This window comes from Amycolatopsis sp. NPDC005232, assembly GCF_040607795.1.
Classification (GTDB): Bacteria; Actinomycetota; Actinomycetes; order Mycobacteriales; family Pseudonocardiaceae; genus Amycolatopsis.
The window spans coordinates 161,614-179,909 of the sequence record NZ_JBEXHL010000018.1 but is presented as its reverse complement, the minus strand read 5'-3'; the positions used below and the strand labels follow the sequence as shown (position 1 = coordinate 179,909).

Genomic DNA, 18,296 nt, shown 5'->3' with positions numbered 1-18,296 from the left:
CGAGGAGTCGAGAAAGTCGGTCGCAACTTGTCTCCAAGCGAGCGGATTGCCGGAGTCAGAGGTTTCAAAGAAGACGTGTTCGATGCTGAAACGCTACCAGTGGAGGACCATGATGACTCGTCTGTCTCGTATTGTTTTTCGTGAATTATCGACGCACCTCTCTTCTTCAGTTTCAATCAAGTCTGCGCTGCTCTGTTCGTTGAGTGTTATTTGCTGCGAGTGGATCGTTGTTCTTTCTCTGATCGGGTTCGAATTTTTGGCGAGTTCCTCGAGCTGCTGGTCTTGTTTGATGTGTGGTATGCGTCGACGACGGAACGTGCGAGTGCGGTGAGCGACCGTCACGTACGGCTGCAGTGCAGCCCGCAGCGCGCCGGCGTTAGCGTTGGAGGTCAACCTCGTAGGACACGCCGTCGAGTCCAAAGGGGACGGTTTGGTCGGCTGGGGATCCGTCGGTGTCGTCGGAAATCTCGATCGCGATCTTCTTGGTCATCTGTGTCGCCCTTCGTTGAGTTGTCGGATCACATGGACTGCCGGTATGTCTTCGGGCGGGTTCTTTGAGTTTCTTTCGAGGTGCTATTGACGGCTTCCAGGTTCGTCGGCATGGATAGTTGTGTGCTGCGGCGAACACTTCCCCGAAAAGGAATTGAGTAGTGACCAAGAATTACGTTGGAGCGCGTGATGGAAATCGAGCGTGCGCAGATGATCCCGGCGAACCCGTTAGCGGTGTCCGCGTGACCGGTGGTGAGTTCGAGACCGAGCGGTTGGTGGCGTCGCCGACTCAGGCGCTGCGGGCTGCGATGCGGCTCTACGAGATGGGGCTGGGAGTGTCGGGATTCGTTCTCTGTCTGATGGACTTCTACTCCGGGGCCCGATGGGGTGAACTTGTCGGGCAATAGCGGCATGAGTACGACTCCGAGCGGCGGGGCATCGAGATTCGGACGCCGCTGAAGGAGATTGGCGGGAAGGTCTACAAGGGCGGCCGGAAGGTCGGCACACGCACGCCACATGGCTGACAGAGGACGGGATCCCGGAGGTGGCGCGGCGCGCCCGGCTGGGCCAGAAGATGAAGGGCGTCGCGCGGGTCCACGACCATGCGACCCCGGAGATGGTGAACGGGATCGTGGACGCGTTGGACGAGCGGTGGCTGCGGTCGCTGGGTTCGTTGTATCCGGGGGAGCGGGCGAAGCTGGTGTCGTGGTTCCCGCACTTGCGGTCTCGACGGGCGATCGGGCCCGGGTCTGGGGCCATCGCCGGATCATCGCCGTCCGACGACTGAAGCCCCGCCCCTCCGGGGAGGGACAGGGCTTCTGACCTGCGGTTTCAGCTGGTGCGCGATACTGGGATTGAACCAGTGACCTCTTCCGTGTCAGGGAAGCGCTCTCCCGCTGAGCTAATCGCGCGAGGTGGAGACGGGATTCGAACCCGTGTACACGGCTTTGCAGGCCGTTGCCTCGCCTCTCGGCCACTCCACCGTGCAAGGCCTCGAAAGAGCCTTTCGAGCGGACGACGGGATTCGAACCCGCGACCCTCACCTTGGCAAGGTGATGCGCTACCAGCTGCGCTACGTCCGCACTCTCCGCGGGTCCCGAATGCCCGGCCTGTGGCCCGGCACCCCGTCGCCGTGGTGTGTGAGAACCATATCGGACCCCGAAAACCGCCCCGTCACCGGGGGGCCATCTCCCGGTTGCGGGGCTGTGATCAGGCGAGATCGTTGGGGATGAGGTGGGTCAGGGCGTCGTCGACGTCGACCCACAGGTGTTCGTTGCCGGGGAGCACCACGTCGTACGTGCGGTCGAGGAAGTCGGCGAGCTCCTGGGCGGAGGCCTCGAACATGGCGTGCCCGGAGGGTGAGTTGAGCTCGATGAGCACGGACTCGGGGTCTTCGACGGAGGGGCGGATCCGCACGTCGCCGTCGCCGGCGTCGGCGAGGAGGCCGTCGGCGAGGAGGTCGCGGGCGTAGACCCACTCGACCCAGCCCGCGCGGCCGGTGCGGAAGGCGGCGACAACCGCGTAGGGGTCGCGAGTGTCGTAGCGCAGTTCAACCTTGACCGGAACCGCCGGGGTTCGCGGCGCCAGCAGGTCGAAGACCGCCGTCGAGCGGAGCGTCACGTGATCGTTGCGCATCGTCCTACCCTTCGTCTCCCTTCCCGGCCCGGACGACCGAGGACGACGATGAGACGCTCCGGAAAGCCGATTCCGTCGCGGGTTCGCTGGAGATCACCCGTCCGTGGTCGGCAGTACCGTTCCGTCCTTCGTCGCCCGCGCCGCGCAGCCCTCCGCGGGCGCCCGCTGGGCAACCACACGTACATACTGCGCGGTTCGACCGTCGCGCGATAGCACCGTCGCACGGATGACGAAGCCGGGCGCGAGCGGCCCCACCGCGGCACAACCCCGGCTAGCTCGGGGTTGTTCGCTCCGTATTCGCTGGTAGACGCAGGGTGTTCGCCGCCAACCACCCGTTTGCAGGCCCTCGAAAGTCGTGTTGTAGAGTTGTCCTCACTCCACGAGCGGGCGATTAGCTCAGGGGGAGAGCGCTTCGTTCACACCGAAGAGGTCACTGGTTCGATCCCAGTATCGCCCACCACATCGAGGCCCCGGATCCCACGATCCGGGGCCTCGAGTGTTTTCCGCGCAAGAATCTTCGCAGGTCAGCACCTCGCGGTGGCGCGACTCGGCCCGGCGGTCGGGAGACCCGGTCCGATCCGGTCGATCACAGCTCCACAACGGTCTCGGCACAGGTTCCTGACCTGCAATTTGCAGGTCGCACGCGGACAAATGACCTTCGCCGTACGGCTCGCGGTGTTTTTGTGGCACGCGGACTCGAGCCTGCGCCGAGAATGTGATCCTGAGCACTTTCTCGATCACGTCGGTGTTCGGACCACCCGAACGGCCGCACGCAGTTCGCCGCCGCTCCGGCCGCGGGCCGGCCGCGCAGTCAGCCGACGTTCGAAGGTTTCCGTCCGGGGCGCGGCCGTTCCGGTGAATCTGCCGGGCTTCCGAGGCGCCCCAACGACCTCGCGCGCCGGCGGGCGCGGTTCGGCAAGACGGGTGAACGAGGCGATCCCGCGGTGGGAGCACGGCGTGATCGACGCGCCGGCGCGCGGACCCCGGGGGAGTATGGGGCCTGGCCGAGACTTCGCGTGTGACGAAAACCCGACGCCGTGACACCGTGAGGCAGAATGTCACCCCCGGCGCGGCCCGATCCGCCGGAACTCCGGGAAAATCCACAGTGGACGCGTCCGGACCGGAGTGTCCACAGTGGATCATCTCGATGGCCGGGACGCCCCGGTCACGGCGCCGACGATGGTGGAAGATTGACTACATTCCGTAGTTATCGGTAGGTTGCCACTTATTACTCATCGTCATCATCCCGTTATCTTCAAGCCATTCATTTGCGTGAAAGAGCCGCAGGATGTGGCTGGAAATCCTTGTAACGAGTCCCGGATAGCCGCCGATACCTTGGCGTGTGTCGCTCCTTTGGTGGCTGAATCGGGTACGGGTCTTGATCACGCTCCGAGATCAAACTCGTTCACGCAGCGTGCCGGCGGAGACCTTCGAACCATGCTCCTGGGAGGTCTGATGGAAGAGTCGGTGCGGCCCACGTCCACGGTCAGCGAACCGCCGCCGCACATCGACCTCCAGGCGATGCCGGAGATCCCCGAGATTCCCGCACCCGCCGGTGCCGGGAGGGTGAAGACCGCGACGGCCGCGCGGGCCTCGAACGCGACCCGGCCCGCGCCCGTCGAGTCGACCACGGCCAAATCGCATCCCGCTTCGTGGGAGAAGCGTTACCGCGCCTGGGTCATCGCCAGTGACATCGTCGCCGCCTTCGTGGTGATCGGCGTCAGCGCCTTCGTGATCGACCGCGTGGCACCGCAGGACATGCACGCGTTCGGCACTGCCCTGGCGGTGCTGTGCGCGCTGCCGGTCAGCCGCGCGTGGAGCCCGCGCGTGCTCGGCGAAGGACCCGAGGAGTACCGGACGCTCGGCCGCGGCCTCATCACCGCCGCCGTGCTGGTTGCGCTCGGCGGCCTGCTCTTCCGCGCGCTCGACGTGCAGCCGTGGGTGTTCATCGTGGTGCCCGTGATCGCGCTGTTCGCCTTCCCCCAGCGCTACCTGCTGCGCCAGGTCCTGCACCGCAAGCGCCGCCGCGGCCTGTGCCTGCTGCCCGTGATGGCGGCCGGCAGCCCCGGGACGGTGGCCGACCTCATCGCCCGCACGAAGACCGAGGCGCACGTCGGCTGGCGCGTGGAAGCGGTCTGCACGGTCGACGGCGGCACGGACCGCGGCAGCGGCGAGATCGACGGCGTGCCCGTGGTGGGCCGGCTCGAGGAACTCTCCCGGCACGTGCGCCGCGGCGGCTACCGCGTCGTCGCCATCACCGCGGACCAGTACTGGACACCGAAGCGGTTGCAGCGCCTCGCGTGGGACCTCGAAGGCACCGCCGCGGAGCTGGTCGTGGCGCCGGTGCTGATGGAGGTCGCGGGACCGCGGCTCAACGTCTCGGGTGTGCTCGGCATGCCGCTGCTGCGGGTCACGGCGCCGCGGTTCACCGGTGGCCGGCGGCTCGTCAAGGAGGTCGTCGACCGCTGTGGCGCGGCGTTCCTCCTGACGCTGTTCTCCCCGCTGCTGCTGGCGATCGCGCTCGCCGTGAAGCTCGGCGACCGCGGCCCGGTGATCTACCGGCAGCGCCGCGTCGGCAAGGACGGCAAGAACTTCACGATGCTGAAGTTCCGCACAATGGTCCCGAACGCCGACAAGATCCGCCAGAACCTCGAGGCCGACAACGAAGGCGCCGGGCCGCTGTTCAAGATGAAGCGCGACCCGCGCGTGACCCGCGTCGGCGGGCTGCTGCGCCGCTACTCGCTCGACGAGCTGCCCCAGCTGTTCAACGTGCTCGCGGGACGCATGTCGCTCGTCGGCCCGCGCCCGCCGCTGCCGGAGGAGACGCGGCAGTACGCGCCCGACGCCCGCCGCCGGCTGCTCGTGAAGCCGGGCCTCACCGGCCTGTGGCAGGTCAGCGGCCGCAGCGACCTGTCCTGGGCCGACAGCATCCGGCTCGACCTGCGCTACGTCGAGGACTGGTCGCTCGCGCTGGACCTGGTGATCATGTGGAAGACCTTCCGGGCTGTCGTCGGTGGGGACGGCGCCTACTGAGCGCCCGACGAGGTCCGTCGAAGCGGCCGCCGACCACCCGGTCGGCGGCCGCTTCCGTGGTGCGGGGAGACGAGCCCGGGAGGGCCGCCCCGGTTAGCGCCGACACGCGTGAGGCGCCCGCGGGCCGCCGACTAGCATCAACCGGAGTCATTCTTGTCACTTGCCCCAGAAGGAGCCGATCGTGTCGCATCCGCCGTCAGCCGCCGCCGTCCCCGCCGAGCGCGTGGTGGTCCCGGCGGGCACTACGGCGGGAGCCGCGGTCCGCGAGGCCGGGCTGCCGACCAAGGGCCCGGACACGATCGTCGTCGTGCGCGACGCCGAGGGCAAGCTGCGCGACCTCGCCTGGGCGCCGGAGGCCGACGCCGAGGTGGAGCCCGTCGCGGCCAACACCGAGGACGGCCGCAGCGTGATCCGCCACTCGGCCGCCCACGTGCTGGCGCAGGCCGTGCAGCAGGAGTTCCCCGACGCGAAGCTCGGCATCGGGCCGCCGGTCAAGGACGGCTTCTACTACGACTTCGCCGTCGACAAGCCCTTCACCCCGGAAGACCTGCAGGCGCTCGAGAAGCGCATGAAGCAGATCGTGAAGGGTGCCCAGCAGTTCTCCCGCCGCGTGTTCGACTCCGTGGACGAGGCGAAGAAGGAGCTGGCGAACGAGCCGTTCAAGCTCGAGCTGGTCGACCTCAAGTCCGAAGTGGACACCGACGAGGTGATGGAGGTCGGCGGCGGCGAGCTGACCATCTATGACAACCTCGACCCGCGCACCAAGGAGCGCGTGTGGAGCGACCTCTGCCGCGGCCCGCACGTGCCCACCACGAAGTTCATCCCCGCGTTCAAGCTCACCCGCGTGGCCGCCGCCTACTGGCGCGGCAGTGAGAAGAACCCGCAGCTGCAGCGGATCTACGGCACGGCGTGGGAGTCGGGCGAGGCGCAGGACGCCTACCTCGAGCGCATCGCCGAGGCCGAGCGCCGCGACCACCGTCGCCTCGGCGCCGAGCTCGACCTGTTCTCCTTCCCGGAGGAGATCGGCTCCGGACTGCCGGTGTTCCACCCGAAGGGCGGCATCATCCGCCGCGAGCTGGAGAACTACTCGCGCCGCCGCCACGAGGAGGCCGGCTACGAGTTCGTGAACACGCCGCACATCTCCAAGGGCGAGCTGTTCCACACCTCCGGCCACCTGCCCTACTACGCCGACACGATGTTCCCGCCGGTCAAGTTCGACGACGAGGACTACTACCTCAAGGCCATGAACTGCCCGATGCACAACCTGATCTACCGCTCGCGCGGGCGGTCGTACCGGGAGCTGCCGCTGCGGCTGTTCGAGTTCGGCACCGTGTACCGGTACGAGAAGTCGGGTGTGGTCCACGGCCTCACCCGCGTGCGCGGCCTCACGATGGACGACTCGCACATCTACTGCACCAAGGAGCAGATGCCGGGCGAGCTGCGCTCGCTGCTGAAGTTCGTGCTCGACCTGCTGGCCGACTACGGGCTGTCGGACTTCTACCTCGAGCTGTCCACCCGCGGTGACTCCGAGAAGTTCATCGGCGAGGACTGGGAGTGGGAGGAGGCCACGGAGACGCTGCGACAGGCCGCGATCGACTCCGGCCTCGAGCTCGTGCCCGACCCGGGCGGCGCCGCGTTCTACGGCCCGAAGATCTCCGTGCAGGCCAGGGACGCCATCGGCCGCACCTGGCAGATGTCCACGATCCAGCTGGACTTCAACCAGAACAAGCGCTTCAACCTCGAATACACCGCGTCCGACGGTTCGCGCCAGCGCCCGGTGATGATCCACCGCGCGCTGTTCGGCTCGATCGAACGGTTCTTCGGCGTGCTGACCGAGCACTATGCCGGCGCGTTCCCCGCGTGGCTCTCGCCGGTGCAGGTCGTGGGCATCCCGATCACCGCCGACCAGGTCGAGTTCCTCGACGGCGTGCAGAAGGCGTTGCGCGCCAAGGGGATCCGGGCCGAGGTCGACGCGAGCGACGACCGCATGCAGAAGAAGATCCGCACCCACACCACGCAGAAGGTGCCCTTCCTGCTCCTGGCGGGCGCGAAGGACGCCGAGGCGGGCGCGGTGTCGTTCCGCTTCCGCGACGGCGGCCAGATCAACGGCGTGTCCGTGGACACCGCCGTCGACGCCATCGCCGAGTGGGTGGCCGGCCGCGAGAACGCCTCGCCGAGCGCGGAGGCCGTGGAGAAGATCCTGCGGTGAGCGACGCGGACGGTCCCGAGATCGTCGAGCAGGACGGAGTGGGGGTCCCGGACGCGCTGCAGCGGCTGTGGACCCCGCACCGAATGGCCTACATCAAGGGGCAGGAGAAGCCGGACGACGACGAGTCCGACGGCTGCCCGTTCTGCCGCATCCCGGGCCTCGACGACGAGACGGCGCTGATCCTGGCGCGCGGCGAGACGGTGTACGCGGTGCTGAACCTGTACCCGTACAACCCCGGTCACCTCATGGTGGTGCCCTACCGCCACGTGGCCGACTACACCGACCTGACCGGGGCCGAGACGCGCGAGCTGGCCGAGTTCACCCAGCACGCCATGCGCGTGGTGCGGGCGGTGTCGGCGGCACACGGGTTCAACCTCGGGATGAACCAGGGCGTGATCGCCGGCGCGGGCATCGCGGCGCACCTGCACCAGCACCTGGTGCCACGCTGGGGCGGCGACGCCAACTTCATGCCGGTGATCGGGCACACCAAGGTGCTGCCGCAGCTGCTCGGCGAGACGAGGAAACTCCTGGCCGACGCGTGGTGAAGACCACGGGGCGCGGGAGTGTACCGGCGCGGTAATTGAGCACTCAATCAGGGGTAACATGGGGGTATGTCCGAACCTCGCTGGCTTTCCGAAGACGAGCAATGCGTCTGGCGTGACTTCTCCCAGGCCGCCGCGCTGTTGCAAGCGCACCTCGAAGGCCAGCTGCAACACGACTCGGGCATGCCGCACACCTACTACGAGGTCCTGGTCGCGTTGTCGGAGGCCGACGGGCGCCGGCTGCGGATGAGCGAGCTCGCCGAAGCGCGCGGCTCCTCGCGCAGCCGCCTGTCCCACGCCGTGGCGCGGCTGGAAGGCAAGGGCTGGGTGCGGCGCGAGTCGTGTCCCACCGACAAGCGCGGCGCGTGGGCGGTGCTGACCGACGCCGGGTTCGCGGCGCTCGAGACGGCGGCCCCCGGCCACGTCGAGGCCGTGCGCGAGAGCCTCTTCGACCGGCTGACGCCGGAGCAGGCGCAGCAACTGGGCGAGATCAGCTCGGCGATCCTCGGCGGTCTGCGGCCCCAATGCGCGGCCGCGATCGCGGCCGAGGAGGCGGGCGAATTCGTGGCCCCGGTCGTCGAACTGCCGAAATCAGGCTGATCGCCCGGCGGGTCGCGGGGCGGGACGTCGGCCCCGTGCCGGCGGGTCGATAGGCTTTCCTGGCCCACCCACCCCCGAGCCAGGTGCACCAGACGACGAGATGCTCAACATTTTCGCCCGTGCCTCAGTCTCCCGCGTCACCGATCCGATCGGTCGGACGCTGGTCCGTGCCGGACTGACTCCGAACGCGATGACCGTGATCGGCACCGCGGGTGCCGTGGCGTGCGCGCTGGTCTTCTTCCCGCAGGGGCTCCTGCTGTGGGGAACCTTCACCGTGTGGGGGTTCGCCATGCTGGACCTCCTCGACGGCGCGATGGCCAGGGCCCGCGGTTACGGCACCCCGTTCGGAGCCGTCCTCGACGCGACGTGCGACCGCTTGGTGGACGGCGCGCTGTTCGCCGCCATCGCGTGGTGGTGCTTCGTGGTCGACCACAACAACCGCGCGGCCGCGGCCGCCCTGATCTGCCTGGTGCTCGCCCAGGTCATCTCCTACGTGAAGGCCCGCGCCGACGCGTCGGGCCTCGAAGCCGACGGCGGCCTCGTCGAGCGAGCCGAGCGGCTGATCATCGCGCTCGTCGGCACCGGCCTGCACGGCCTCGGTGTGCCGTACACGGTGGAGATCACGCTCTGGCTGCTCGCCGTGCTGTCGGTGATCACGCTGCTGCAGCGTGGTGCCGCCGTCGCGAAGGCCGCGCGAGCCGTGGCCGAGCAGGCAAAGCAAGCCGCGGAAGCCACGAAAGCCGAGCAACCCCGGCGAGCCGAGCAGGCCCGGCAAGCCAGGTCGGCCGAGCAAGCCGCGACCGCTCAGGCCGAGCAGACCGCCACCGGAGAAGTGCAGAAAGGTGGGGCGCAGCCGTGAGCGCGCTGTCCCAGCGGCTCGGCGAGTTCGGCTACACGGCGGGCTGGCAGCTCGCCCGCCGGATGCCCGAGCCGATGGGGACGACGGTGTTCGCCCTCGGCGCCGACCTCGCCACCCGCCGCGGCGGCGGGGGCGTGCGTCAGCTGCGCGCCAACCTCGCGCGGGTCGTGCCGCAGGCCGACGAGACGGAGCTCGACGAGCTCGTCCGCCGGGCCATGCGGTCGTATGCGCGGTACTGGTACGAGACGTTCCGGCTGCCGTCGATGGACCGCGCCGAGGTGATCTCCAAGGTCGGCGCCGCGATCACGGGTGTCGAGAACATCGACGCCGCCCTCGCCGAGGGCAACGGCGCGGTGATCGCGCTGCCGCACAGCGGAAACTGGGACGCGATCGGGGTGTGGCTGGCCGACCGGCTCGGCGGGTTCACCACGGTCGTCGAACGGCTCAAGCCCGAGTCGCTGTTCAACCGGTTCGTGGCCTACCGCGAGTCGCTCGGGTTCGAGATCGTGCCGCTCACCGGCGACAGCGCGGCGATGCGCTTGCTGCTGAAACGCCTGCGGGAGAACAAGGTCGTGTGCCTGGTCGGCGACCGCGACCTCACCACGAGCGGTGTCCCGGTGCGGTTCTTCGGCGAGCGCACGCACATGCCCGCGGGCCCGGCGCGGCTCGCGGCCACCACCGGGGCGGCGCTGTTGCCCGCCGGCTCGTGGTTCAGCGAGGACGGCTGGCAGGTCCGCGTGCACCCGCGCATCCGCGTCACGGCGCGCGCCGAGGTGCCCGCGGCCACGCAGGCGCTGGCCGACGCGTTCGCCGGCGACATCGCGGCGCACCCGGCCGACTGGCACATGCTGCAGAAGATCTGGCTCGCCGACCTCGAGGCCGCCGAGCGCGGCAGCCTCGAAGAAGTGGGCTGACGCGGTGGCGGGCGGGCTGAAGATCGGGATCGTGTGCCCCTACTCGTTCGACGTGCCGGGTGGGGTGCAGGGGCACGTGATCGACCTCGCGCGGGCGCTCATCGCGCGGGGCCACCAGGTGTCCGTGCTGGCGCCCGCCGACGAGGACGCCGTGCTGCCGGACTTCGTGCACCCGGCGGGCAAGGCGCTCGGCATCCCGTACAACGGCTCGGTCGCGCGGCTGCAGTTCGGGCCGGTCTCCTACTCGCGGGTGCGGCGCTGGATCCGCGACAACGGGTTCGATGTGCTGCACCTGCACGAACCGGCCGCGCCCAGCCTGTCGCTGCTCGCCCTGAAGGTGGCCGACGGGCCGATCGTCGCCACCTTCCACACGGCCACCACGCGCTCGCGCACGCTGGCGGCGTTCCAGCCCGTGCTGCGGCCGTTGCTGGAGAAGATCACCGCGCGCATCGCGGTGTCGGCGCTCGCCCGCCGGGTACAGGTCGAGCACGCCGGGGGCGACGCGGTCGAGATCCCCAACGGCGTCGACGCCGAGTTCTTCGCCCGCGCCACGCCGCTCGACGGCTACCCGCGCGCGGGCGGCACGGTCGGGTTCGTCGGCCGGTTCACCGAGCCGCGCAAGGGCATGGACGTGCTGCTGGAGGCGTTGCGCCGGCTGCTGCCGGAGTTCGAGGACCTGCGGCTGCTCGTGGTCGGCCGCGGCGACCCGGACCAGCTCCGGCGCATGGCCGGCCCCGAGTTGTGGCCGCATGTCGAGCTGCTCGGCCAGGTCGACGACGCCACGAAGGCGCGCGCGCTGCGCAGCGTCGACGTGTACTGCGCGCCGAACACCGGCGGTGAGAGCTTCGGCATGATCCTCACCGAGGCGATGGCCTCGGGCACGCCCGTGCTGGCCAGCGGGCTCGACTCGTTCCGCCGCGTGCTCGACGACGGCAAGGCCGGGCAGCTCGCGGCGACCGGTGACGCCGGCGCGCTCGCCGACGGCCTGCGCGAGCTGCTCGGCGACCCGGCCCGGCGCGCGTCGCTGGCCGCGGCGGCGGGGGAGCGCGTGACGGCGTACGACTGGTCGGTCGTCGTCACCCAGGTGCTGCGCGTGTACGAGACCGCGATCGCCGCCGACCCGAGGCTGGTCGTCGCGGCGGAGCGGGAGTTCGCGCGATGACCTGGCTCGCGTGGCTGATCCCCGTGCTGGCCGCGATCGTCGTGCTGGGCGGGCTTTTCCTCGTCGCGACGGCCAACCGCCTCGACCGCCTCCACGTGCGCACGGACGCCGGCTGGGCCGCGCTCGACGCGGCGCTGGCGCGGCGCGCGGTGGTCGCCCGGGCCGTCGCGGCCTTGCTGGACGGCACCGGCCCCGGTCTGCACGCCGCGGCCGAACGGGCCGAACGCGCGTCCCGCGCCGAACGCGAGGCCGACGAAAACGAGCTGACCCTGCGCCTCGGCGCCATCGACCGGACGGCGCTGCCACTGGTGCTGGCCGAGGAGCTCACCGACGCCGAGCACCGGGTGGTCATCGCCCGCCGCGTGCACAACGACGCCGTGCGCGACACCCTCGCGCTGCGGCGCCGGCGGAAAGTGCGGTACTTCAAGCTCGCCGGGACGGCCCCGCTGCCGGAGTACTTCGAGTTCGCCGAACCCGAGGTGTGACGGGAATTCGGGGTGACGGTGGCAGACTGAGGTGCATGACCGTCGAACCGGATGCCTGCGCCGTCGCCCACGGCGCTCCCGAAGCGAACCCCGACGCGCGGACCCTGGTCGTCGTGTTCGCGTCGCCGGTGGCCCGGTACCTGCTGAGCTACGCCGCCGACCTGGGCTACCACACCGTGCTGTTCGAGCCGGACGCCGCGCGCGCCACCGACGTGCGGACCGCGTGCGACATCCGCACCGCGATGCCGGCGCTCGACAAGACCGCGGACGTCGTGGTGACCGACCACCACCGCACCGAGCTGGGCCCGGTGTTGCGCGACGCGCTCGCGCAGGACTCCCGCTGGGTCGGCGTGCTGGGCAACCCGCGTCACGAAGGGCCGCACGTGTCGGCGCTGACGGCTCTGGGCGTGCCGGCGCCGGACATCGCGCGGGTGCACCGCCCGGTGGGGCTGAACATCGGCTCGCGCAAGCCGGCCGAGATCGCCATCGCCGTGCTGGCCGGCCTCATCGCCGACCGCAACGACAAGCCGGGCGGCTTCGAGTTCTGAGCCTCCGCGGTCAGACGGGCACTGCGCTCACAGAGGCACCGCCCCTTCCGGCAGTGGTTCGAACCGCGCGTGGACGCGGGTGAACGTGGCCGTGCCCGACGTCAGCGAACGCAGGTCGATCGCGTACCGCAGGAGTTCCGCGGCGGGCACCTCGGCGTTGATGACCGTCCGGCCGCCCTCACCCGACTCGGTGCCGAGGACCCGCCCGCGGCGGGACGACAGGTCGCCGAGGACGGTGCCCAGGTGCTCGTCCGGGAGCGTGACGGCGACGGTGTCCAGGGGTTCCAGCAACGTGATCCGGCTGGCGGCCGCGGCTTCCCGCAGGGCGAGTGCGCCGGCGGTCTGGAACGCCGCGTCCGACGAGTCGACGCTGTGGGCCTTGCCGTCGAGGAGCGTCACGCGCACGTCGACGACCGGGTGCCGGTCGACGAGCCCGCGCTTGAGCTGCGCGCGGACGCCCTTCTCCACGCTCGGGATGAAGTGGTGCGGCACCGAGCCGCCGACGACCTTGTCCACGAACTCGAAACCGCTGCCGCGCGGCAACGGTTCCACTTCGATGTCACACACGGCGAACTGGCCGTGGCCGCCGGACTGCTTCACGTGACGGCCGTGGCCGCGGGCGGGTTTGCCGAACGTGGCGCGCAGGCTGATGCGCACCGGTTCGGTGTCCACGTCGGCGCCGCCGGCGCGCAGCCGGGACAGGACGACGTCGGCGTGCGCCTCGCCCATGCACCAGAGCACGAGCTGACCGGTCTCGGCGTTGCGGTCGAGCCGCAGCGTCGGGTCGCCGGCCACGAGGCGCGACAGGTTGCGCGAGAGCGTGTCCTCGTCGCTGCGGGTCTTCGCGATGATGGCGACCGGCAGGAGCGGCTCGGGCATGCGCCAGGGTTTCATCACCAGCGGGTCGTCCGGCGACGAGACGGTGTCGCCCGTTTCCGCCGAGCCGACCTTGGTCAGCGCGCACAGATCGCCCGCCACGCAGTAGGGGACTTCGCGCAGCGCGGAGCCGAGCGGCGAGTACAGGTGCGCCACGCGTTCGTCGGCGTCGTGGTCCTCGTGCCCGCGCTCGGCGAGGCCGTGGCCGGACACGTGCACCGCGTTCTCTGGCCGCAGCGTCCCCGAGAACACCCGGACGAGCGACACGCGGCCGACGTAGGAGTCCACGGCCGTGCGCACGACCTCCGCCGCGAGCGGTCCGGCGGGGTCGGCCGTCAGATCACCGTGCGCGCCGCCGTCGGGCGTCGTGACGCCCGGCAGGGCGTGCTCCAGCGGTGACGGGAACGCGCGCACGATCCCGTCGAGCACCTCCGCGAGCCCGATGCCGCTGGTGGCGCACACGGGGATGACGGGGTGGAACGACCCGCGCGCCACCGCCGTCTCGAGATCGGCGATGAGCGTGTCCTCGGAGATCTCCTCGCCGCCGAGGTAGCGCTCCATGAGGGTCTCGTCCTCGCTCTCGGCGATGATGCCCTCGATGAGCGCGTTGCGGGCGTCTTCGAGCCCGGCGAGGTCGGCCGGGTCGGGCTCGCCGATCCGCGGCGGGTAGCCGGCCGAGTAGTCGAAGTAGCGCTGGGTGATGAGGCCGACCAGTCCATCGCGGGCCGGCAGGTAGAGCGGCAGCACGCCCGCGCCGAACGCGGCCTGGCAGGCGGCGATCTCCGCGAGCGCGTCGGCCCGGTGGTGGTCGAGGCGGGAGACGATCACGGCCCGGGGCATCCCGACCGACGCGCACTCCTCCCACACGGCGACCGTCGCGGCGTCGACGCCTTCGGCCGCGCACACCACGAACAGCGCGGCGTCGGCGGCGCGCAGCCCGGCACGCAGCTCACCCACGAAATCGGCGTACCCCGGCGTGTCGATCAGGTTGATCTTGTGGTCCTGGTGCAGCACCGGCGCCACCGACAACCCGACGGAACGCTGCTGGCGCTGTGCGGCCGGGTCGTGGTCGCACACCGTGGTGCCCTCGACGACCGAGCCGGCGCGTGGGACGGTGCCCGACGCCGCGAGCAACGCCTCGGTGAGCGTGGTCTTCCCGGAGCCCGAAGGCCCGACCAGTACGACGTTGCGCACCCGGGCGGGGTCGGCCACAGCGACGGCGGCCCCGGTGTCGGTACTCCTGCTCTGTTTGTCGGCCATAGCGACTCCTCGGCGAACGGCTGGTGTACGCGATGTGTCCTCGATCACACACCCGCTACCCTGGGCAGGGCAAGGCAGGGCCGGGGGGACCACGCGTTTGCTCCCCGGTGGGTTCCGGCCTCGGGCCGGGTAGGGGGGAGCGGGATGACGATCAGCAGGCGCACGTTCCTGTGGGTGTCCGGGGCGGCGGTACCGGTGGCGGCGGGCCTGGGAGCCACCACTCCGGACACGTCGCCGGACCGGTGGGCGGCCCTTCGGCGGCGGCTTTCGGGGGCGTTGCTGGTGCCCGGCGACGCGGGGTACGAGGCCGCCCGCCACGGCTATTTCACGTTGTACGACCACCATCCGGCGGCGATCGCCGGCTGTGTGAGCGAGGCGGACGTGCAGGCGTGCGTGGACTTCGCCGCGCAGCACGGCATCCCAGTGGCCGCGCGCGCGGGCGGGCACAGCTACGTCGGGTACTCCACTGTGGACGGTGGCCTGGTGGTGGACGTGGGGCGGCTCGACGGGATCCGCGTCCTCGGCCACGGACGGGCCGTGGTGGGTGCGGGCGCGCGGCTGGGGCCGGTGTATCAGGCGCTCGGTTCGGCCGGGCGGGCGCTGGCGGCGGGCACGTGCCCGACCGTCGGCATTGCCGGGCTGACGCTCGGTGGGGGAGTCGGCGTGCTGGGCCGCAAGCTCGGGCTCACGTGCGACCAGCTCGAGTCGGCGCGGGTCGTGACGGCGGACGGCGTGGCGCGCACGGTGTCGGCGCATCAGCACGCGGACCTGTTCTGGGCGTTGCGCGGCGGCGGGGGCGGCAACTTCGGCATCGTCACGTCGTTCACCTTCCGGACCGCCGAAGCGCCCGACCTCTCGTCGTTCGACCTGCAGTTCCCGCCCGAGACGGCCGCGACGCTGTTCGCCGAGTGGCAGGACTGGCAGCCGCGGATGCCCGACGAGCTCTGGTCCGACCTCGGGCTCGGCGCCACGGCGGCCAACTTCGGCGGCTGCTTCGCAGGTCCGCGCACCCGGCTGAAGCCGATCCTCGACGACTTCGTCCGCCGGGTGGGCGCCGTGCCGCTGAAGCGTGAGGAGCCGGAGACCGATTTCCTCGGCGCGATGCGGTACTTCGCCGGGTGCACGGACCTCGCGGGTTCGGCGTGCGGCCCCGGCTGGGGCGGCGGCACCGGCAAGATCGGGACCGGGGCGTACGTGGCGACCTCGCGGATGCTGATGCGCCCGGCCAAGGATCCGACCGCGGTGCTCGAGCTGCTGAGCGAGGACCCGGATTCTTACACGATCGTGGACGGTGGCGGCGGCGCGATCGCGCGCGGCGACTCGGCTTTCCCGCACCGCCGGGCGCTCGCGAGCTTCCAGTTCACCCACGGGCTGGAGCACGCGACCGAAACCGCGGCAAGGCGAGCGATCGGGCGAATTCGCGACGGGCTCGGGCCGGAATTCGGCACAACCGGTTACGTCAACTACCTCGATCCGGAAATGCCCGACTGGGGTCAGGCCTATTACGGCAGGAAACCTGCCCCGGCTGCGCGCTCTCGCCCGCCGATACGACCCGGACTGCGTGTTCGCCTTCCCGCAAGGGGTTACCCCGGCCTGACTGTCCACAACGGATTGTTTTACACTTCTCCGATTCCCGTTTTCGAGGAGGAGGAACGTGCTGGAGCTGGCGTGGTCGGTGGACGAATTGGCGCGAACGAGGCTCGCGTTCTCCCCGTTGTGGGAAATCGTGGCGAGCGTCCGGGTGCTGGCGCGTCCGGGGGAGCACGCGCTGCACCTGCCGTGGGTGCGCAAGGCGTCGGGCGCGCTGGCCGACGCGGGCATCGACGTCACGCCGCTCGCCGATCTCGTCGCCGGCCGCTCGGTGCCGCGGTTCCTCACGCCGACGCCGGCTTCGCCCGTGCCACAGCTGGCCGACGAGCTCGCGGACCTGCGCGACGTCGCCCCGCGCGCGGTTCGACGCGAGCTGGAGGCGATGGACCCGCCGCGCTCGGGCGCGCTGACGCGCTTGCACCGCGATCCGGAGGCGGGGCTCGACCGGCTCGCGGGCCTGATGGAGCGGTACTGGGCGGTGGCGCTGGCGCCCGCGTGGCCGCGCATGCGGGCACTGCTGGAAGGCGACGTGCTGCACCGTTCGCGCCTGCTCGCCGCCGGTGCGGCGGAGGACCTGTTCCGCGACCTGGCGCCCGCCGTCCACTGGGCCGAGGGCGCGCTGATCGTCGCGCAGCGCCACGTCCCCGGCACGGGCGCGCCGCACGGCCACGGGCTCGTGCTGGCGCCGTCGGTGTTCGTCTGGCCGCGCGTGATCTCCCGGACCCACGCGGGCCGGCAGCCCGTGCTGCGCTATCCGGCCCGCGGCGTCGCCGGCCTGTGGGAATCCGGCGGTACCGCGTCGTCGGCGGCCCTGCGCGGGGTGCTCGGCCGCAGCCGCAGCACGCTCCTCACCTCACTGACCACGCCGGCGGACGTCGGCGAGCTGGCGCGCCGCACGGGCCTGAAGCAGGGCGTTGTCGCGAAGCACCTCCAGCTCCTGCGCACCGCCGGCTTGGTCGCCACGGCTCCCGACGGCGTCCACTCGCGCACGGTCGCCGCCGACGCCGTGGTCACCGCGGCCGACGACTGAGCGTCAGGGGACTCCGGCCAGCCGCAGCAGCGCCGCCGTCGCCGCGGCGGCCACGACCACGGCCACGAACGGGGCTTTGCGCCAAGCCAACACGCCGCCGACCAGTACCCCGGCCGGCCGGGCGGCGCCGGCGAACGCATGCCCGTCCATCAGCGCGCTTGTCGCGACCAACGCGGCCAGCAGGACGACGGCGGACAGCGCCATGAGCCGCTGGGCGCGAGGGGAGAGGCGCACGCGCGTGCGCAGCACCGGCCCGGCGAAGCGGAAGGCGAACGTGCCTGCCGCGAGGACCGCGGTGGCGATCAGGAGCTCGACGCCGTCCATCAGTGGGCTCCTTCCAGCGTCTTCGGTTCCTTGGCCGCGACGCCGACGAGCACGCCGGCCAGTGCCAGCAGCACCGGGAGACCTGCGGGCAGGAACGGGGTCGCCACCAGGGCGACCACCACGCCCACGGCGACGGGCAGCCGGGTGGCGCGGTCGCGCAACGACGGCAGCACGAGGGCCAGCAGCACGGCCGGGAACGCGGCGTCCAGGCCGAAGGCGGCGGTGTCGCTGATCGCGGTGCCGGCGAAGGCGCCCGCGACGCAGCCGGCGTTCCACGCGACGAACAGGCCCGCGCCGCACGCCCAGTAGGCGGCGCGGCGGCGCCCGGAATCGCGCTGGGCCAGGGCGAAGGCCACAGACTCGTCGATCATCAGGTGGCTGCCGGCGATGCGGGCGGCCCACTTCGAGCCGAAGACGTCGCCGATCGCGAAGCCGAACGGCAGGTGCCGCGCGTTCACCAGCAGGCCCGCGACCACCGCGGCCAGCGGGTTGCCGCCGCCGGCGATGATGCCCACCAGCATGAACTGCGACGCGCCCGCGAAGACCAGCAGCGACAGCAGCATCGGAGCCCACAGCGGGAAGCCCGAGCTCACCGCGATGGCGCCGTAGGAGACGCCCACGAGGCCGTCGGCCACGCAGACGAGCGCGATGTCCCGGGTCAGCTCCCGGTCGAGTGTTCGCCAAATCGAACGCATAGTGCTTTATGCTGAACACAAGACCGGGTGTTCGTCAAGGCGAAC

The 18,296-nt window shown here is 70.9% G+C and carries 16 protein-coding genes, 4 tRNA genes and 2 pseudogenes; 13 read left to right on the top strand and 9 right to left on the bottom strand.

The features are described 5' to 3' along the window. Positions 1 to 376 precede the first annotated feature (376 nt). Positions 377 to 490, bottom strand: coding sequence for a histone-like nucleoid-structuring protein Lsr2 (locus ABZU76_RS31205; protein WP_354875687.1), 114 nt, complete (start codon positions 488 to 490; stop codon positions 377 to 379). A 543-nt stretch (positions 491 to 1,033) separates the two neighbouring features. Between ABZU76_RS31205 and ABZU76_RS31200 the strand changes: the two genes are divergently transcribed. After that, positions 1,034 to 1,276 (top strand): hypothetical protein, encoded by a 243-nt coding sequence (locus ABZU76_RS31200; RefSeq protein WP_354875685.1) that lies wholly within the window; start codon positions 1,034 to 1,036, stop codon positions 1,274 to 1,276. A gap of 49 nt (positions 1,277 to 1,325) precedes the next feature. Here ABZU76_RS31200 and ABZU76_RS31195 read toward each other — a convergent pair. From ABZU76_RS31195 to ABZU76_RS31180, 4 genes are all read right to left on the bottom strand, one after another. Beyond that, positions 1,326 to 1,400, bottom strand: a tRNA-Val gene (locus ABZU76_RS31195). 1 nt (position 1,401) lies between these two features. Further along, positions 1,402 to 1,472 (bottom strand) — tRNA-Cys (locus tag ABZU76_RS31190). A gap of 26 nt (positions 1,473 to 1,498) precedes the next feature. Then, positions 1,499 to 1,571 (bottom strand) — tRNA-Gly (locus tag ABZU76_RS31185). A 127-nt stretch (positions 1,572 to 1,698) separates the two neighbouring features. Continuing rightward, positions 1,699 to 2,124, bottom strand: a complete 426-nt coding sequence (locus ABZU76_RS31180; RefSeq protein ID WP_005159130.1) for an SsgA family sporulation/cell division regulator — start codon at positions 2,122 to 2,124, stop codon at positions 1,699 to 1,701. Positions 2,125 to 2,509: 385 nt separating this feature from the next. Between ABZU76_RS31180 and ABZU76_RS31175 the strand changes: the two genes are divergently transcribed. The 10 genes and pseudogenes from ABZU76_RS31175 (at position 2,510) to ABZU76_RS31130 (ending at position 12,476) form a co-directional block, all read left to right on the top strand. Then, a tRNA-Val gene (locus ABZU76_RS31175) sits at positions 2,510 to 2,584 on the top strand. A 995-nt stretch (positions 2,585 to 3,579) separates the two neighbouring features. Next, on the top strand, positions 3,580 to 5,157 hold the full coding sequence (locus tag ABZU76_RS31170) for a sugar transferase (protein WP_354875741.1): 1,578 nt from the start codon (positions 3,580 to 3,582) through the stop codon (positions 5,155 to 5,157). Between the two features lie 181 nt (positions 5,158 to 5,338). Continuing rightward, a complete protein-coding gene (thrS, locus tag ABZU76_RS31165; RefSeq protein ID WP_354875683.1) occupies positions 5,339 to 7,366 on the top strand; it encodes a threonine--tRNA ligase in 2,028 nt (675 codons plus the stop codon). Further along, positions 7,363 to 7,911, top strand: a complete 549-nt coding sequence (locus ABZU76_RS31160; RefSeq protein WP_220241368.1) for an HIT domain-containing protein — start codon at positions 7,363 to 7,365, stop codon at positions 7,909 to 7,911. The genes thrS and ABZU76_RS31160 overlap by 4 nt, the downstream gene beginning before the upstream one ends. Positions 7,912 to 7,977: 66 nt before the next feature. Further along, on the top strand, positions 7,978 to 8,508 hold the full coding sequence (locus tag ABZU76_RS31155; RefSeq protein ID WP_354875681.1) for a MarR family transcriptional regulator: 531 nt from the start codon (positions 7,978 to 7,980) through the stop codon (positions 8,506 to 8,508). 100 nt (positions 8,509 to 8,608) lie between these two features. Next, positions 8,609 to 9,208: pseudogene (pgsA, locus tag ABZU76_RS31150) on the top strand (phosphatidylinositol phosphate synthase); the annotation flags it as partial. A gap of 155 nt (positions 9,209 to 9,363) precedes the next feature. Next, positions 9,364 to 10,281 (top strand): phosphatidylinositol mannoside acyltransferase, encoded by a 918-nt coding sequence (locus tag ABZU76_RS31145; RefSeq protein ID WP_220241366.1) that lies wholly within the window; start codon positions 9,364 to 9,366, stop codon positions 10,279 to 10,281. Between the two features lie 16 nt (positions 10,282 to 10,297). Continuing rightward, on the top strand, positions 10,298 to 11,443 hold the full coding sequence (locus tag ABZU76_RS31140) for a glycosyltransferase family 4 protein (protein WP_354875739.1): 1,146 nt from the start codon (positions 10,298 to 10,300) through the stop codon (positions 11,441 to 11,443). Continuing rightward, complete coding sequence (locus ABZU76_RS31135) at positions 11,440 to 11,928, top strand: NUDIX hydrolase (protein ID WP_354875679.1); 489 nt, start codon at positions 11,440 to 11,442, stop codon at positions 11,926 to 11,928. The genes ABZU76_RS31140 and ABZU76_RS31135 overlap by 4 nt, the downstream gene beginning before the upstream one ends. 35 nt (positions 11,929 to 11,963) lie before the next feature. Beyond that, positions 11,964 to 12,476 (top strand): XdhC family protein, encoded by a 513-nt coding sequence (locus tag ABZU76_RS31130; RefSeq protein WP_354875677.1) that lies wholly within the window; start codon positions 11,964 to 11,966, stop codon positions 12,474 to 12,476. Positions 12,477 to 12,503: 27 nt separating this feature from the next. Here ABZU76_RS31130 and ABZU76_RS31125 read toward each other — a convergent pair whose 3' ends face one another. After that, a complete protein-coding gene (locus ABZU76_RS31125; protein ID WP_354875675.1) occupies positions 12,504 to 14,612 on the bottom strand; it encodes an elongation factor G-like protein EF-G2 in 2,109 nt (702 codons plus the stop codon). 144 nt (positions 14,613 to 14,756) lie between these two features. Between ABZU76_RS31125 and ABZU76_RS31120 the strand changes: the two are divergent. Continuing rightward, positions 14,757 to 15,299, top strand: a pseudogene (locus ABZU76_RS31120) (FAD-dependent oxidoreductase); the annotation flags it as partial. A gap of 68 nt (positions 15,300 to 15,367) precedes the next feature. Here the strand turns inward: ABZU76_RS31120 and ABZU76_RS31115 are convergent. Next, positions 15,368 to 15,841, bottom strand: coding sequence for a hypothetical protein (locus ABZU76_RS31115; RefSeq protein ID WP_354875673.1), 474 nt, complete (start codon positions 15,839 to 15,841; stop codon positions 15,368 to 15,370). A gap of 425 nt (positions 15,842 to 16,266) precedes the next feature. Between ABZU76_RS31115 and ABZU76_RS31110 the strand changes: the two genes are divergently transcribed. Next, positions 16,267 to 17,232, top strand: coding sequence for a DUF5937 family protein (locus tag ABZU76_RS31110; RefSeq protein WP_354875671.1), 966 nt, complete (start codon positions 16,267 to 16,269; stop codon positions 17,230 to 17,232). Positions 17,233 to 17,235: 3 nt separating this feature from the next. Here the strand turns inward: ABZU76_RS31110 and ABZU76_RS31105 are convergent, their stop codons facing one another. Together ABZU76_RS31105 and ABZU76_RS31100 are read right to left on the bottom strand one after the other, a co-directional pair. After that, complete coding sequence (locus ABZU76_RS31105) at positions 17,236 to 17,556, bottom strand: AzlD domain-containing protein (RefSeq protein WP_354875669.1); 321 nt, start codon at positions 17,554 to 17,556, stop codon at positions 17,236 to 17,238. After that, positions 17,556 to 18,251, bottom strand: coding sequence for an AzlC family ABC transporter permease (locus ABZU76_RS31100; protein WP_220241359.1), 696 nt, complete (start codon positions 18,249 to 18,251; stop codon positions 17,556 to 17,558). The genes ABZU76_RS31105 and ABZU76_RS31100 overlap by 1 nt, the downstream gene beginning before the upstream one ends. Positions 18,252 to 18,296 lie beyond the last annotated feature (45 nt).